This window comes from Celeribacter sp. ULVN23_4, from assembly GCF_054788345.1.
Genome location: NZ_JBTVYO010000002.1, coordinates 506,088 through 521,593, shown reverse-complemented (window position 1 = coordinate 521,593; position 15,506 = coordinate 506,088). Strand labels below are relative to the sequence as shown.

Sequence of the window (15,506 nt, the reverse complement as noted above, 5' to 3'; positions counted from 1 at the left end):
GCGTTACTTTTTCGGGGATTGCGCGGCGGCCTTGGCAAATTTTGCGAGGTCCTGCGCAATCGAAAACGCGCCTTTGATCTTATCGCTGTCTTTCTTCCAGTCCCGGCGAATGATGATCTTGTTGTCCTTGACCTTCGCCTGACCTTTTTGCTGGTGGATGAACTCCACAAGCCCCGCCGGATTGGCGTATTTATCGTTGTGAAACTGGATCGTCGCCCCTTTCGGACCACCGTCGAGACGCGCAATCCCGGCCTCCCGGCATTTTTCCTTAATTCGAACAACGAGCAACAACGTGTTGACCTCTCGGGGCAATTTGCCAAATCGGTCGATCAGTTCAGCGGCGAACCCTTCCAGCTCCACCTTGGTCTTGAGACCCGACAAGCGGCGATATAGCCCAAGGCGGACATCAAGATCGGGCACATAAGTTTCCGGGATCAGCACCGGCACGCCAAGGTTGATCTGCGGTGCCCACTGGCCATCATCATCGAGACTGACAGCCTCATCGCCGGATTTGATCTTGGCAATCGCCTCTTCCAGCATGGATTGGTACAGCTCAAACCCAACCTCTTTCACATGGCCGGACTGCTCCTCACCGACAAGGTTGCCCGCGCCGCGAATATCGAGGTCTTGCGAAGCCAGTGTGAACCCGGCCCCAAGCGTGTCGAGCGAGCCAAGAACCCGCAGCCGTTTTTCAGCCTGCGGCGTAAGCGGCGCGCGGGGTTTGGTTGTCAGATAGGCATAAGCACGGGTTTTGGCGCGGCCCACCCGGCCCCGGATTTGATAAAGCTGCGCCAGCCCGAACATATCGGCGCGATGCACCACCATCGTATTCGCGGTCGGAATGTCGATCCCGCTCTCCACAATCGTGGTCGCGAGCAGAATATCGTATTTCCCGTCATAAAACGCGTTCATCCGATCATCGAGTTCCCCCGCAGCCATTTGACCGTGGGCGACCACATGGGTCAGTTCCGGCACTTGCTCTTTCAGGAAGTCTTCGATTTCGGGAATATCGCTCACACGCGGCACGACGAAGAACGACTGCCCGCCACGATAGTGTTCCCGCAACAGCGCTTCGCGGATCGTCACCGTGTCGAACTCACTCACATAGGTACGGATCGACAGACGATCGACCGGCGGTGTGCCAATGATCGACAGATCGCGCACGCCCGTCAGCGACATTTGCAGCGTGCGCGGAATGGGCGTCGCGGACAAGGTCAGCACGTGAATGTTGGATTTCAGTGACTTAAGGCGCTCTTTATGAGTCACGCCGAAACGCTGTTCCTCGTCTACGATGAGCAAGCCGAGGTTCGCAAATTTCACGGATTTCGCGAGCAAAGCGTGGGTGCCGACAACGATATCGACGGTGCCTTCGGCCAATTCTTCGCGGGTTTTCGCCATGTCTTTCGCTGAAACAAAGCGCGACATCGGCCTGATATTAATCGGAAAACCCCGGAACCGCTCGGCAAAGCTGCGGAAGTGCTGCCGTGCCAAAAGCGTGGTCGGCGCGATCACCGCCACCTGCGCGCCCGAAAGCGCCGCAACAAAGGCCGCGCGCATCGCCACCTCGGTTTTGCCAAACCCGACATCGCCGCAGACCAGACGGTCCATCGGCAGGCCGCGATCCAGATCATCAAGACAATCCTCGATGGCTTTGAGCTGGTCTTCGGTTTCCGTGTACGGGAAGCGCGCGCAGAAGGCCTCCCACATATCCTCCGGCGGCTCCATGATCGGCGCTTTGCGGATATGGCGTTCCGCCGCGATGCGAATGAGCTTTTCGGCAACCTCGCGGATGCGCTCTTTCATCTTGGCCTTTTTGGCCTGCCACGCCCCGCCGCCGAGCTTATCGAGCAGCCCTTCGTCATGGCCGTACCGGCTCAGAAGCTCGATATTCTCGACCGGCAGATAAAGCCGATCCCCGCCCGCATATTCGAGCAAAAGGCATTCATGCGCAGCGCCCGCGGCGGTGACGACCTCAAGGCCGCGGAAAATCCCAACGCCATGCTCGACATGAACGATCAGATCGCCGGTGCTGAGTGAACTATGCTCGGTGAGGAAATTCTCTGCCTTTTTGCGCCGTCCGGGGCGACGAATAAGCCGATCCCCCAGAACGTCCTGTTCCGAGACGACCGTCACGGAATGACCATCGCCTACTGGCGCCTCAAATCCGTGGTCCAGCGTCCAGACCGACAGGTAAATCCCGCCGATCCCGTCCGGCACATCGCGCCAGTCGGAAATTTCCGTCAGACCTTCGAGGCCCTCGTCTTCCAAAAGCGACTTGAGACGCTCTCGCGCCCCCTCGGACCAAGAGGCCAGAACCACCTGACCAAGCTCGCGTCGTTTCTGAATATGGCCCGCCAAGCTTTCGAAAAGATTAACACCTTCCATCTGACGCTCGGGCGAGAAGTTTCGTCCCACTCGTCCTCCCGAGTCGATGACGCCCGGGCCGGAGGCTTGCGGCAGCGGATGGAAATGCAACACCCGGCGGCCTGCAATGGCGGCTTCCCACGCCGCATCGTCGAGGTAAAGAAGCCCCGGCGGACAGGGTTTGTAAACGGAGTCGAGCCGCCCCTTCGCGGTCAGAGCCTCGCGCCGGGTCTGATACTGATCATCAATGCCTTCCCAACGCGAAACCCGTGCCGCAGTGGATTGATCATCCAGCGAAATTGCCGCTTCCGGCAGATAGTCAAAGATCGTGTCCAGTCGCTCGTGGAAATACGGGAGCCAATGCTCCATCCCGGCATGTTTGCGCCCGGCAGTGACCGCCTCATAGAGCGGATCATCTGTGCCCGCTGCACCGAATTCGATGCGGTAATTCTGCCGAAACCGCGTGATCGCCGCCTCATCCAGAATAACCTCGGACACCGGCGTGAAACTCACCTCCGTCAGGCTATCGACCGTCTTTTGACTGGCTGGATCAAACCGCCGGATGCCGTCGAGCTCGTCGCCGAAAAAATCCAGCCGCACCGGAAGCATCTGCCCCGGCGGGAACACGTCGATAATTCCGCCCCGGATCGCGTAATCGCCATGCTCTACGACGGTCGGCGCTTGTGTGAAGCCCATCCGAACGAAAAAGGCGCGCAGCTCGGCTTCATTGACGCGCTGGCCTTTATGAAGTGTGAAGGCCGCTTCAGCCAATGTGTCGCGCGCAGGCACCCGCTGGGTCGCTGAAGACAGCGTGGTCAAAAGGACAAAGCGTTTCGGCACCGCTCCGTGCGCCAAGGCCGCCAAGGTGGCCATCCGCGCCGCCGCAAGGTCGGGGTTCGGGGAGCTTCGATCAAACGGCAGACAATCCCAGGCGGGCAGTTCAAGAATGGGCAAGTCCGGCGCAAAGAACCGCAATCCGTCGCGCAGCGCCGCCAGACGTTTGTCGTCACGGGCGACATGGATCACAGGCGCTTCTGTGCGGGCCACTTCGCGGGCCAACAGGAACGCATCAAAGCCCTCCGGCGCGCCGCCGACGGTCACATTCTGGGTCTTTTGCATTCTCTCACCCTCCCAAAGGGCCGGTGACGATGTTTTGATACATGCCCCACATGGCGGTCATGAAAATCGACAACATGCCAATAAGTTGCACATAGAAGCGTTGCTTGCGCAGCATGCCAAACAACTGCATGCCCTCTGCGGACACTGCCTGAATACGATGCGCCAACCGGATGTTCAGCAGCGCAACGAGGACCATGGGAAAGGCCATGCAAAAAATGGCCTGACTGAACTCGACACCATAAAAGAACCCGGTAGCACCCAAAATCGTGATGATTGCGCCCGTGAATGCTGTGAGCATCAACCCGGAAACCTCTGCAATATTGAGCAAACGTCGGGTGTTGATATGCACCATACCTTCAAAATCCGCCATCGGTTGACCGCCCTGACGCTTGGCTTTGAGAGCAAGATCGAAAGGCACGCCAAGCACAAAATGCGACGCGGTGGACCAGAGCACGGCAAGCGCGATCCAGTACCACAAATTCGAAAAGGACCGCGTGTCGATCACTTCGAAAATGGTTGAATAGATATCCAAGGGGCCTCTGCTCTTATGCTATTTTCCGGCAACTGACACGGGCGCGGCGCTTGCCTGTGCACAGATTAGGCCCCCCGAGTGCCGATTCCTACCCTTGATGCGTGAGAAAATCCATGTCACCTGAAAGGAAATATCGCAAACTGAGGTTGCTACCATGACTTGCACCACTGCCCCATTCCCGCTCACCCGCCTGCGCCGGACGCGAAAGATGGAGGCGCTGCGCGGTCTCGTGCGCGAAAACCATTTGTCCGTCGAGGATCTGATTTGGCCGGTCTTCGTTCGCGAAGGTGAAGACGAGGCCACGCCGATCGCGTCAATGCCCGGCGTCGAACGGCTCACGATCGACCGTTTGGTGAAAGCCTCTGTCAGCGCCTATGAAGCTGGCATCCCTGCGATTTGCTTGTTCCCCTATATCGAGCAAGATTTGAAAACCGAGGATTGTGCCGGGGCATGGAACCCTGACAATCTCGTGAACCGGGCCATCCGGGCGATCAAGGCCGAGGTGCCCGAACTTGCGATCATGACCGACGTGGCGCTCGACCCCTATAACATCAACGGCCATGACGGCTATGTCGTGAACGGAGAGATCGTCAACGATATGACGGTTGAGGCGCTGGTCAAAATGGCCGTAGCGCAGGCGGAAGCAGGCGCCGACATCATCGGCCCGTCCGACATGATGGACGGCCGCATCGGCATGATCCGTCAGGCGCTTGAGACCGAAGGTTTCGACAAAGTCTCGATCATGTCTTATGCCGCGAAATATGCCTCCGGCTTCTACGGACCGTTCCGTGATGCGGTCGGAGCATCCGGCGCTTTGAAGGGCGACAAGAAGACCTATCAAATGGACCCGGCCAACACCGACGAGGCCCTGCGTCTTGTGGAGCGCGATCTGCTTGAGGGCGCGGACATGGTGATGGTGAAACCCGGCATGCCCTATCTCGATGTCTGTACCCGCGTTCAGGAGACCTTCAAGGTGCCGACATTCGCCTATCAGGTGTCCGGCGAATACGCCATGCTGGCAGGCGCTTTCCAACACGGCTGGCTCGACCGCGAGAAGATCGTTCTCGAAAGCCTTCTGTGCTTCAAGCGCGCCGGCTGTAACGGCATCCTGACCTATTTCGCGCCCGAAGCAGCGAAATTGCTCTCCGAATAAGGGCGCTGCAAACGCTAAGGATCGGCAAAACCTCACCAAACTCTACCATTGGTGGTGTTTTGCCGATGACAGGGTGGAAAATTTACGGTTATAATGTTCACAAACGGGCCATGTGAGAGCCCGCCGAGAGGCATAGCAGTAAAGGACACCCCAATGACGATTTCCAATCGCCGAACATTCATGATCGGGCTGAGCAGCGCCGGCCTTTTGGCCGCCTGTGACAATTCCATGCGTTCCAATGGTGCAGCCACCATCGATGCGCGTGTCGACAGCACCCTGAACTATCTCTATTCGGAATATCCCGGCACGACCACGCTGCGCGATAAATCCGCTGGCATGCTCGTCATGCCCCTGATCACCAAAGCCGGTTTCGGCGTTGGTGGCTCCTACGGGCGTGGCGCGCTGCGTGTGGGCGGCGTGACCTTGGATTACTACTCTTCTGCGCAGGCCACCTTCGGACTTCAGATCGGTGCACAGCAATATGCGCATGTTCTGTTCTTCATGACCAACGATGCCCTTGCAGGTTTCCGTAACTCTCCGGGCTGGTCGGCAGGGGCCGATCTGGAATATGCGCTTTCCAACAAGGGCGAGAACCTGTCGGCGGAAACCATGACCTCGCTGTCGCCGGTGATTGCGGTTGTTTTCGGACAAGCTGGCTTGATCGCAGGCGCGACCGTCGAAGGCACCAAGTATTCGCGCATCATTCCCTGACTTCCAATCTTGATGTCATGAATGAGAAAAGCGGGCCAAGGCCCGCTTTTTGTTTGATTACTTTACTTTTGATGCCTCTAAAGCGTTTCGACTTTAACTTGATCTATCACATAAAGTCGAAACGCCCACTCCGCTTGGACGTTGCTCCGCGTTTCTGCTCAAACCCTGATTCAGGTTTAAGTAGAAACGCTTTAGGGCACGGCCTCTTCAAGCACGCCGTCAGCCGACATCTGCGCGTACAAGAGCCCCTCGCGCAAACCGCGATCCGCAACCGACAGACGATCCGTCGGCCAGATCCGCAGCAAGGCCTGCAAGATCGCAGCCCCCGACATGATCAGCTCCTGCCGGTCTCGCCCGATCCGGGGGTCGCGTTTGCGCCCTTCCGGACCGAGGGTCAGATAATCTCGGATCACACGGTTGATCTGCTCCGACGTCATACGCAGCCCATCGACCTTGTTCCGGTCATAGCGTTTGAGACCGAGGTGGGACGCAGCGACCGTCGTCACCGTCCCGGAGGTGCCAATAATCTGGAACCCCTCACGCGCTGGCTCATTCGCATAGGGCGTGAAATCGGCGAGCTTTTCTTCAAAGAACCAAGACATGAGCGCAAACCGGGCCGCGTCGTCTTCGACGTCGGAGAATTGCTCCATCAGCGTCGCCACGCCCAAGGGCACGGAAATCCAATCGACCACTTTGGCATGCGGGAAAGGGCTGTCGGCATTGGTGAAACCGCTATGCAACCGCATGATCGCACGCGGGCGATCCGCGCGCGGCACATTCGTCAGGTCGATCCACACAAGTTCGGTCGAACCGCCGCCGATATCCACTACGAGAAGCTGTTCGGTCTTCGTCGAAACAAGCGGCGCACAGGAGACAACGGCAAGGCGTGCCTCCTCCTCCGGCTTGATGATCTCAAGTTTGAGCCCGGTCTCCCGCTGCACACGACGCAGGAAATCACGCGAGTTCCGCGCCCGGCGACAAGCTTCCGTCGCGACGAGGCGCATATGCTTAACCTCGTGCTTTTCGAGCTTTTTGCGGCAAACACGCAAAGCCTGAATTGTGCGGGAGATCGACGAGCGGCATAGCCGACCTGAGGCCTCTAACCCGTTGCCGAGCTGGACCGATTTCGAGAAACTATCGACCACATGGAACTGGCTGCCCTTGGGTTGGGCAATCAGCATGCGGCACGAATTCGTGCCGAGGTCCAGCGCAGCGTAAAGCTCGGCCGGATCGGCGGGTTTGGGTGCGAGAGGCTCGACCGCTTTCGGGAACGCGCCCGCACCTTTGGGACGCTTGGGCGCCATTGATCACGCCCTCCATATCAAGTTGCCCCACCATAAGCAAAAATCCGCGCGTCGAGCAAGTGCCGTGACGATCTCTCGCGTTCACAATGCCCTGAGATCAACCGTGCTAAGCCCCTGCTCATGATCTTCTTGAGTATTTTTCCAGTGTTGCGGCCTTTCCCGGCGCGCGCCTTTCTTTTATGCGTTCGTGCAACGAAATTTACCGCGAGGCTGGGCAAGATGGCTGATCTGACCGTAATCTACTGGCGAGACATCCCGGCACAGGTGCGTGTGGGCCGCGGTCGCCGCGCCGCGCGCGCTGTGCTTCCGGAACGGTTTGAGCAGGCCATTGACCGTGTGGCGATGAAAATCGGTGCGACCGATGGCGATGCCTATATGGCCGAATGGCGCGATGTGGTGGAAGACACCGCGCTTGAAGGTCAGGACGCCGCAGACACACGCGCCGCCGAACTTGACGCGGCATACGACAAAGAGCGCCTGATCGCGCTGGTGAACAACGAAGGCCGTGAGGCCGAATAAAGGATAAAACTCATGACCCGGACTGTGATCGAGAGCAAGACCAAGACCGTCGTGATCGGCTTTGACGAGCCCTTCTGCGTGATCGGCGAACGCATCAACCCGACGGGCCGCAAGAAGCTGGCCGCGGAATTGGAACTGGGCGATTTCTCCACCGTGGAGCGTGATGCCCTGGAACAAGTCGCCTGTGGCGCCAATGTTCTCGACATCAACTCCGGTGCGGTGTTCTCCAACAAAATGGCCGAAGACCCGCGCTACGCCGACAACAACTTCGTCGAGCCGCCGCTGATGGCCGAGCTCGTTGCGCGCGTGCAGGCCGTCGTGGACGTCCCGCTCTGCATCGACAGCTCCGTGCCGGATGCTCTGGAGAAAGGCCTTGAGATGGCCGAAGGCCGCCCGCTTCTGAACTCCGTCACGGGTGAGGAAGAACGCCTTGAGCGCGTCCTGCCGCTGGTTAAGAAATACAATGTGCCGGTCGTTGCGATCTCCAATGACGACAGCGGGATCTCCGAAGACCCGGACGTGCGCTTTGCCGTTGCCAAGAAAATCGTCGAGCGCGCCGCCGATTTCGGCATTCCGGCGCATGACATCGTGGTCGATCCGCTTGTGATGCCGATCGGGGCTATGGCGACGGCGGGTCATCAGGTGTTCACGTTGGTGCGCCGTCTGCGCGATGAGCTTGGGGTCAACACAACCTGCGGCGCGTCGAATATTTCCTTCGGCCTGCCCCATCGTCATGGCATCAACGCGGCCTTCCTTCCGATGGCCATCGGCGCTGGCATGACCTCCGCGATCATGAACCCGGTGCGGGTCCAAGAAATGGAAGCAATCCGCGCCGCCAACCTTCTGATGAACCATGACCAAGACGGTAGCAAATGGATCGGGTTCTCCCGGATCGCCGATGCTGTCGCCGAAGGCACGCCCTTTGCCGAGGCCGCAAAAGCCGCTTCTGCTGGCGGTGCCGGTGGTGGCCGTCGTGGCGGTGGGCGTCGCCGCCGCGGATAACGCGGTGCGCAATCCAATGTGCCGCCGCGAATAACGCCGCACCTATAAGAACACTGTCGTTGCAGGGACGTGGCGACATGAGTATTTGAACAGCAAAGGAAACGCATGTCATGGCGCGACTGATCGCCTTCAATAAGCCTTTTGACGTGCTTTCCCAGTTCACCGACAAGGGCACCGAGGGAACCACCCGGAAGACGCTCTCCGAGTTCATCTCCATGCCGAAGGTCTACCCGGCAGGGCGGCTCGACCGAGACAGTGAAGGCCTGTTGCTGCTGACCGACGATGGCAAGCTGCAGGCGCAAATCTCAAACCCGCGCCATAAGATGGCAAAGACCTATCTCACGCAGGTTGAAGGCGATTTGACAGACGAGGCCTTGGACAAGCTCCGCAAAGGCGTGGAGTTGAAAGACGGGATGACCCGCCCCGCAAAGGCGCGTCGCGTCGAGGAACCCGACTGGCTCTGGCCGCGCACGCCCCCGGTCCGTTACCGCAAATCGGTCCCGGAAAGCTGGCTGGAGCTCACCATCACCGAAGGACGCAATCGTCAGGTGCGGCGCATGACCGCCGCCGTCGGCTTTCCGACACTGCGCCTGATCCGCTTGTCCATTGGCCCGTGGCGGCTGGACGGGCTCGAGAATGGCGCTTGGCGCGACGATGATCCGCATAAGGCCCCGCATAAGGCAAAGAAACATGAGCGATAAAGACCCTCTGGTCATTTTCACCCCCTCCGGCAAACGCGGCCATGTCGCGCCCGGCACGACCGTGTTGCAAGCCGCGCGGCAATTGGGCGTCGATCTCGACTCTGTCTGCGGCGGGCGTGGAATTTGTTCGAAATGTCAGGTGCAGCCGTCTTTTGGCGAGCATGCCAAGCACGGCATCCACGCGGACAAGGAGGCGCTCACAGAGTTCAACGCCGTTGAAGAGCGCTATGACCGTGTGCGGGGGCTGAAACCGGGACGGCGTCTTGGCTGTCAGGCCTGTATACAAGGCGATATCGTCCTCGACGTGCCACCCGAAAGTCAGGTCCACAAACAGGTTGTGCGCAAGGCCGCGACCACGCGGGTCATCAAGATGGACCCGGCGACGCGCGCCGTCTATGTCGAGGTCGCTGAGGCGGACATGCACGCGCCCACAGGCGACTGGGAACGCACCAAGGCCGCGCTTGAGGCGCAATGGGACATCAAGGCGGGCACCCTGCCCCTCAACATGCTGAACGCCTTGCAAGCCGCTCTGATTGCTGGGAAATACAAGGTGACGCTGGCCCTCAATGAGGCGCGCGAAGGCGATGTGAAACTTGTCGGCGTCTGGCCCGGTTTCGAAGAACCCGCACTTTATGGTCTTGCCGTGGACCTCGGCTCCACCACCATCGCCGCACATCTCACGGACCTGAAAACCGGCGAGGTGAAAGCCTCTGGCGGTGTGATGAACCCACAAATCCGCTTTGGCGAAGACCTCATGTCCCGCGTGTCCTACGCGATGATGAACCCCGGCGGGGCGGCCGAGATGACCAGCGCCGTGCGGGCGGCGCTCGATGAGCTGTCCGGGACGCTGGCGGCAGAGGCGGAGATCACCCGCGAGCAGATATTCGAGATGGTTGTTGTGATGAACCCGGTCATGCATCACCTGCTTCTGGGCCTCGACCCCATCCCTCTCGGGCAAGCGCCTTTTGCGCTGGCGACGAACTCAGCCCTTGATTTGCCCGCCCGCGATCTGGACCTTTCCCTCGCCCCCGAGGCGCAGGTCTATATCCTTCCGCTCATCGCGGGCCATGTCGGTGCGGATGCCGCTGCCGTTGCGCTCTCGGAAGCGCCGCAAAAGCAAGACCCGCTGACCCTGATCGTCGATGTGGGCACCAATGCGGAGATCATTCTCGGCAATAAAACCCGCGTTCTGGCTTGTTCCTCGCCGACCGGCCCGGCCTTTGAGGGCGCTCAGATTTCCTCCGGTCAACGCGCCGCTGCGGGCGCCATCGAGCGGATCGAGATTGATCCCGTCACCAAAGAACCGCGTTTTCGCGTCATCGGCTCCGAGCTTTGGTCCGACGATCCGGCGTTTGATGTCGAAGTGACCGGCATCTGTGGCTCCGGCATCATCGAAGCCGTGGCCGAAATGCGGATGGCGGGGGTGCTGGATGCACACGGTCTTATCGGTTCCTCAGAGGCGGCAGGCACCGCGCGGTGTCGCCCCACAGGGCGGACGCATGAATACCTGATCCATGACGGTTCCGGCAAAGGCGGCCCCGTGATCACTGTCACGCAAGGCGATATCCGCGCCATCCAGCTTGCCAAATCCGCGCTCTACGCGGGGGCGCGGCTTCTGATGGATGAATTCGGCACCGATACCGTTGAGCGTGTCGTGCTCGCAGGCGCGTTCGGGGCGCATATCTCGCCAAAACACGCGATGGTGCTTGGGATGATCCCGGATTGCCCGCTGGACCATGTGACCTCGGCTGGCAACGCTGCGGGGACCGGGGCGCAGATCGCGCTTCTGAACCGAGCCGCGCGGCGCGAGATCGAAGAGCTGGTGCATCACATCACCAAGATCGAAACCGCGATTGAACCGAAGTTTCAGGAGCATTTCGTCAACGCCAACGCGATCCCCCACGCGACAGACCCGTTCACGGGGCTGCGCAGTGTCGTCTCCCTGCCTGATCCGGATTTCAATGCCGGGGATGATGGCAGCGGCGGGACCGGTGGACGGCGGCGCAGACGGCGGCGCGGCTAAGCGCGAAAAAGTTCCAAAATTTCGGTTAAAAAACATGTGAACGGGCGAAGGGAAACCTTTGCCCGTTTCGCGGTGTTGTGTCCACAGAAGGCCGGCGAGGACGTCGCCGCGCCAGTATGAAAAAGTTAAATACGGAGGTTTCTCATGAAAACCCGTGCTAAGATTTTCGCCCTGTCCACCGCTGCCCTGATGGCCGCTTCCCCGTTCGCATCCTTCGCAGGCGCGCCTGTCAACGGTGCCGAGATCATCAACGAGCAAGCGCTGGATCACAACGCCACCATCGCAGCCAACGCGATGAAGGTGCAGAACCTGACCACTCTCATTGAGGCCGTGAAAGCCGCTGGTCTGGCCGATGAGCTGATGGGTGACGGCCCCTATACGCTGTTCGCTCCGACCAATGCCGCTTTTGACAAGCTCCCCGAGGAGGCCGTCGCCGATCTGATGAAGCCGGAAAACCGGGAGATGCTTCAGGATGTGATCAATGCGCACCTTGTGAAAGGCGAGTTCACGCCGCAGATGATCGACGACCTTCTCAAGAGCGACCAAGTTCCCGAACAGCTCGCCATTCCGGAGAATGTTGCGGTCGATTTCGACAACGACATCGTCACTCTGACCACCGTCTCCGGCGACCCGATCCGCGTTGAGAAAGGCACCGGTGAAGAGCTGATCCTGCGCGACGCGCAGAGCAATATCGTCACCACCTTGGCGAAAGACGTCGAGCAGTCCAACGGCGTGATGTATTTCGTTGACGGCGTGCTGATGCCGGTCTCGTAACCCGCCTATTCTACGGCCTGAAGAACCGCTTCGCAGGCTTCGGCCACACCTTTCGGGGTGTGGCCTTTTTCGCGTCTCCACGCGCAAATCCGCTTGACCGCCCCCGCAGCATTCACTACCTAAAGCCTCACCTCAGGCGGGTATGATGTAATGGTAGCCTGTCAGCTTCCCAAGCTGAATGCGCGAGTTCGATTCTCGCTACCCGCTCCAAATTTCCAAAGTTTCGCTTCCAAAGTCGCACCGCATTTTTCGTCGTGCATTGACGTGCAGTGTTGTGACGTGAGGTTTCGCTTTGGCCTCTCCCGCCCGCAAGCTAGGACTTGGATCGGGAGGACATCACATGACCGCAGACTTTTTGAACACCGCGAAAGCGGCTTTGGCCGAGCGCCTCAAGGGTGAGAATTTCGAGAAATCCGTCTCGCTTCGGATCAAGGAAATCGGTAATCTGATCATCAAGGGCGATCAGGCCGAGATTTCCGACGACCGCGCCGATTGCGCCATCATCGCGGATCAGCCGACCTTTGAGAAAATCCTCGCAGGTCAGTTGAACCCGATGAAAGCCGCGATGTTCGGCAAGCTCAAAATCGCAGGCGACGCCAAAACAGCGATGAAATTCGGCTCCCTTTTCGGCTGAAGCTCCGATCTATTGATTAAAAGAAACAGGCGCCTGCGGCTTTTGGTTTACGTGAAGCGTAAAGACGTCTGGTCGCGCATAGTGCCCCGACACATCGAACTTCCGACGTGAAGCGCGTGCTTCTTCCGGGAAGAAATCCGTCACGAGCAGACCTTTTTCGCGGTGCATCGGCCCGGCCACAGCACCGCCAAAAGGCCGATAGACGACCGCATCTCCCGGATTGATCCATTCCTCCGCATCGGGGAAAAGTTCGTCCCGATACGGCAGGGTGTCAGGGATGTCCGACGCTTCCAGCGCCGTCGCGCAGCCAATCACCCAACACCCGCCTTCACGCGCGATATGCTGCATTGTCGCGAGCCATGTCGCCCCATTGTCCCATGTGGGTGCGCAATAGATGTCGATGTATTGCGCATAGAGCGTGAACCGCGCGAGCGGCATGTAGTTTTCCCAACAAATCAACGCCCCGACGCGTCCGACGGCAGTGGGAACGACCTTCAACGTCGAGCCGTCGCCAAAGCCCCACACCATTCGTTCCGGGTTGGTTGGCATGAGTTTTCGGTGGTTGTTCAAAAGCTTGCCGTCGGCATCAATGATCGCGACACTGTTGAACAAAGTACTCCCGCTCAGCGTCCCGTCGATTTCCTGATGTCCGATCACCACGACCATATCATTGTCATGCGCCGCCGCCTTGATCGGCGCAAGATCATCGCGACTTAGATCGATGGAATTGGCCTGTGACAGGGCGAACAATTCGTCCGTCTTTGTCATTCCCGCGCCGGGCGGCAAGCGCCAGACGAATGTCGGATAGCCCGGCAGCCATGTTTCAGGAAAAACAATGAGATGGCAGTCTTTGGCCGCCGCCTGTTCGATCAGTTCGACCGCTTTTTGTAGTGATTTTTCTTTATCAAGATAGACCGGAGCCTCCTGGACAACAGCAACTTTCATGGCCACACCCTCCCCTGGTAGCGTCATAAAGCTTACCACGGGAGGGCCAAATGACCAAAAAGGCTCAGTTTTTCAGGTAAGACACCAGTTGCAGTGTGGAGCCATCCTTGCCTGCACCATCCTTCTCACCTGCAAGTACAGGTTGCAGCGCCAAGGCCAGTTCTTTGCCCAGTTCCACGCCCCACTGATCGTAGGAATTGATGCCAAGGATCACGCCTTCGACGAAGACACGATGCTCATAGAGCGCCACAATCTGCCCTAGCACATAGGGGGTGAGCTTTTCATACGCGAGCGTCGTTGACGGACGGTTGCCCGGGAAAACGCGGTGACGCGCCTGCCGCTCAAGCTCCGTGCCCTCAAATCCTTTTTTCTTCATGATCTCTGTGGCTTCTGCCAAAGACCTGCCACGAAGAAGGGCTTCCGACTGCGCCAAACAGTTGGAGACGAGCAGCTCATGTTGATGCGCCAGATCGGGCTCATGACCGAAGCGGCCGACCATGAATTCACAGGGGGTCACCCGCGTGCCTTGGTGGATCAACTGGTAGAACGCGTGCTGACCATTGGTGCCCGGCTCGCCCCAGACCACAGGGCCGCTGTCAAACGGCAGATCACTGCCATCCATCGCGACGCGCTTGCCATTCGATTCCATCTCAAGTTGTTGCAGATAGGCCGGAAGTCTCAGCAGGCGTTGCTCATAAGGCAGCACCGCACGGGTCGCGTGGCCGCAGACCTGATTGTGCCAAACACCGACCAGCGCCAAGAGAACCGGCAGGTTGTCCTGCCATTCAGCGGTGCGAAAATGAGTGTCCATCGCCTGCCCGCCGCGCAGGAATTCGGCGAAGCGCTGCGGCCCGATGGCGAGCATCAGAGACAGGCCGATCGGCCCCCAGACGGAGTAGCGACCGCCAACCCAATCCTCGAACCCGAAGACCAGATCCGGATCGATGCCAAAGGCCGCCGTTTTGTCCTTGGCGGTCGACAGCGCCGCGAAATGTTTCGAAATGCCTTCTTCGCCCACGGATTTGACAAGCCAGTCGCGCGCGGTTTTGGCGTTGGTCATGGTCTCGATTGTGGTGAAGGTTTTCGAGGCAACGATCACCAGCGTCGTTTGCGGGTTCAGCCCCGCCAGAACGTCATGGATATGCGCCCCATCCACGTTTGAGACGAAATGACAATGCGGACCATCAGCGAAGGGTTTGAGCGCCTCATAGGCCATCACCGGACCAAGGTCCGAGCCGCCGATGCCGATATTCACCACAGCCTCGAACGGCACGCCGGAATAGGACGTGATCGCACCACGCCGCACCCGGTCGGCAAAATCGTCCATCCGCGCCAACGTGTGCCGCACGCCGGGGATCACATCCTTGCCATCGACCATGACGGGGCCGCCGTCGAGATTGCGCAATGCGGTATGCAGCACCGCGCGCCCCTCGGTGTCGTTGATCTTCTCGCCGGAGAACATCGCCTCGCGTTTTTCCGGTACGCCTGCAACGGTCAGAAGATCAAACAGAGCCTCCCGCGTCGCGTCGTCGATATTGGTTTTCGAATAATCGAACAAAAGCCCGTCGGCCATCGCCGAGTAGCGCGAGGCACGTTCTTCATCCGCCGCGAACAATTCGAGGATATGTCTCTCCTCGTTCGCGTCTCTCAGGGATTTGAGGGCGGAAAAATCAACGGTCATATCGTCTCCTTCAGGGCACAGCCCTGTGCTGAGGTGGTCTCTTA

At 59.2% G+C, this 15,506-nt stretch carries 13 protein-coding genes and 1 tRNA gene; 9 read left to right on the top strand and 5 right to left on the bottom strand.

The window, feature by feature from the left end:
• Window positions 1-3: 3 nt before the first annotated feature.
• Entirely contained in the window at window positions 4-3,483 is a 3,480-nt protein-coding gene (mfd, locus tag ACYBHZ_RS07850; RefSeq protein ID WP_460273700.1) for a transcription-repair coupling factor, read from the bottom strand.
• Window positions 3,484-3,487: 4 nt separating this feature from the next.
• Entirely contained in the window at window positions 3,488-4,015 is a 528-nt protein-coding gene (locus ACYBHZ_RS07845; RefSeq protein WP_460273699.1) for a component of SufBCD complex, read from the bottom strand.
• Window positions 4,016-4,169: 154 nt separating this feature from the next.
• Here ACYBHZ_RS07845 and hemB point away from each other — a divergent pair, with 154 nt between their 5' ends.
• Window positions 4,170-5,168 carry a porphobilinogen synthase gene (hemB, locus tag ACYBHZ_RS07840; RefSeq protein WP_460273698.1) on the top strand — a complete coding sequence of 333 codons (999 nt, stop codon included), beginning with the start codon at window positions 4,170-4,172 and terminating at the stop codon, window positions 5,166-5,168.
• 153 nt (window positions 5,169-5,321) lie between these two features.
• Window positions 5,322-5,879 (top strand): lipid-binding SYLF domain-containing protein, encoded by a 558-nt coding sequence (locus tag ACYBHZ_RS07835; RefSeq protein WP_460273697.1) that lies wholly within the window; start codon window positions 5,322-5,324, stop codon window positions 5,877-5,879.
• Between the two features lie 191 nt (window positions 5,880-6,070).
• Here the strand turns inward: ACYBHZ_RS07835 and ACYBHZ_RS07830 are convergent, their stop codons facing one another.
• Window positions 6,071-7,183, bottom strand: coding sequence for a Ppx/GppA phosphatase family protein (locus ACYBHZ_RS07830; RefSeq protein ID WP_460273696.1), 1,113 nt, complete (start codon window positions 7,181-7,183; stop codon window positions 6,071-6,073).
• Between the two features lie 219 nt (window positions 7,184-7,402).
• On the opposite strand from ACYBHZ_RS07830, the gene ACYBHZ_RS07825 reads away from it, so the two are divergent.
• The 7 genes from ACYBHZ_RS07825 to ACYBHZ_RS07795 all read left to right on the top strand — a co-directional run bounded on the left by ACYBHZ_RS07825 (window position 7,403) and on the right by ACYBHZ_RS07795 (window position 12,836).
• Entirely contained in the window at window positions 7,403-7,702 is a 300-nt protein-coding gene (locus tag ACYBHZ_RS07825; RefSeq protein ID WP_460273695.1) for a virulence factor, read from the top strand.
• A 12-nt stretch (window positions 7,703-7,714) separates the two neighbouring features.
• Window positions 7,715-8,704 carry a methyltetrahydrofolate cobalamin methyltransferase gene (locus ACYBHZ_RS07820; RefSeq protein WP_460273694.1) on the top strand — a complete coding sequence of 330 codons (990 nt, stop codon included), beginning with the start codon at window positions 7,715-7,717 and terminating at the stop codon, window positions 8,702-8,704.
• Window positions 8,705-8,814: 110 nt separating this feature from the next.
• The gene (locus ACYBHZ_RS07815; protein ID WP_460273693.1) at window positions 8,815-9,405 is read left to right on the top strand and encodes a pseudouridine synthase; all 591 of its coding nucleotides are present in this window, start codon (window positions 8,815-8,817) and stop codon (window positions 9,403-9,405) included.
• Window positions 9,395-11,428, top strand: coding sequence for an ASKHA domain-containing protein (locus tag ACYBHZ_RS07810; RefSeq protein WP_460273692.1), 2,034 nt, complete (start codon window positions 9,395-9,397; stop codon window positions 11,426-11,428). Before ACYBHZ_RS07815 ends, ACYBHZ_RS07810 begins: the two co-directional genes overlap by 11 nt.
• Window positions 11,429-11,572: 144 nt before the next feature.
• Complete coding sequence (locus ACYBHZ_RS07805; RefSeq protein ID WP_460273691.1) at window positions 11,573-12,202, top strand: fasciclin domain-containing protein; 630 nt, start codon at window positions 11,573-11,575, stop codon at window positions 12,200-12,202.
• Between the two features lie 136 nt (window positions 12,203-12,338).
• A tRNA-Gly gene (locus ACYBHZ_RS07800) sits at window positions 12,339-12,412 on the top strand.
• Window positions 12,413-12,542: 130 nt separating this feature from the next.
• Window positions 12,543-12,836, top strand: a complete 294-nt coding sequence (locus ACYBHZ_RS07795) for an SCP2 sterol-binding domain-containing protein (RefSeq protein WP_460273690.1) — start codon at window positions 12,543-12,545, stop codon at window positions 12,834-12,836.
• 9 nt (window positions 12,837-12,845) lie between these two features.
• On the opposite strand, the gene ACYBHZ_RS07790 is transcribed toward ACYBHZ_RS07795, so the two are convergent.
• Entirely contained in the window at window positions 12,846-13,781 is a 936-nt protein-coding gene (locus ACYBHZ_RS07790; RefSeq protein ID WP_460273689.1) for a carbon-nitrogen hydrolase family protein, read from the bottom strand.
• Window positions 13,782-13,845: 64 nt separating this feature from the next.
• Window positions 13,846-15,462, bottom strand: a complete 1,617-nt coding sequence (pgi, locus tag ACYBHZ_RS07785) for a glucose-6-phosphate isomerase (protein ID WP_460273688.1) — start codon at window positions 15,460-15,462, stop codon at window positions 13,846-13,848.
• Window positions 15,463-15,506 lie beyond the last annotated feature (44 nt).

What these genes read in the sequence shown, in the direction of transcription:
- ACYBHZ_RS07815 (WP_460273693.1), top strand. Translation starts at nt 8,815, where the DNA reads ATGGCGCGACTGATCGCCTTCAATAAGCCTTTTGACGTGCTTTCCCAG.
- ACYBHZ_RS07820 (WP_460273694.1), top strand. Translation starts at nt 7,715, where the DNA reads ATGACCCGGACTGTGATCGAGAGCAAGACCAAGACCGTCGTGATCGGC.
- ACYBHZ_RS07830 (WP_460273696.1), bottom strand. Translation starts at nt 7,183, where the DNA reads ATGGCGCCCAAGCGTCCCAAAGGTGCGGGCGCGTTCCCGAAAGCGGTC.
- ACYBHZ_RS07805 (WP_460273691.1), top strand. Translation starts at nt 11,573, where the DNA reads ATGAAAACCCGTGCTAAGATTTTCGCCCTGTCCACCGCTGCCCTGATG.
- hemB (WP_460273698.1), top strand. Translation starts at nt 4,170, where the DNA reads ATGACTTGCACCACTGCCCCATTCCCGCTCACCCGCCTGCGCCGGACG.
- ACYBHZ_RS07790 (WP_460273689.1), bottom strand. Translation starts at nt 13,781, where the DNA reads ATGAAAGTTGCTGTTGTCCAGGAGGCTCCGGTCTATCTTGATAAAGAA.
- ACYBHZ_RS07810 (WP_460273692.1), top strand. Translation starts at nt 9,395, where the DNA reads ATGAGCGATAAAGACCCTCTGGTCATTTTCACCCCCTCCGGCAAACGC.
- pgi (WP_460273688.1), bottom strand. Translation starts at nt 15,462, where the DNA reads ATGACCGTTGATTTTTCCGCCCTCAAATCCCTGAGAGACGCGAACGAG.
- ACYBHZ_RS07835 (WP_460273697.1), top strand. Translation starts at nt 5,322, where the DNA reads ATGACGATTTCCAATCGCCGAACATTCATGATCGGGCTGAGCAGCGCC.
- mfd (WP_460273700.1), bottom strand. Translation starts at nt 3,483, where the DNA reads ATGCAAAAGACCCAGAATGTGACCGTCGGCGGCGCGCCGGAGGGCTTT.
- ACYBHZ_RS07825 (WP_460273695.1), top strand. Translation starts at nt 7,403, where the DNA reads ATGGCTGATCTGACCGTAATCTACTGGCGAGACATCCCGGCACAGGTG.
- ACYBHZ_RS07795 (WP_460273690.1), top strand. Translation starts at nt 12,543, where the DNA reads ATGACCGCAGACTTTTTGAACACCGCGAAAGCGGCTTTGGCCGAGCGC.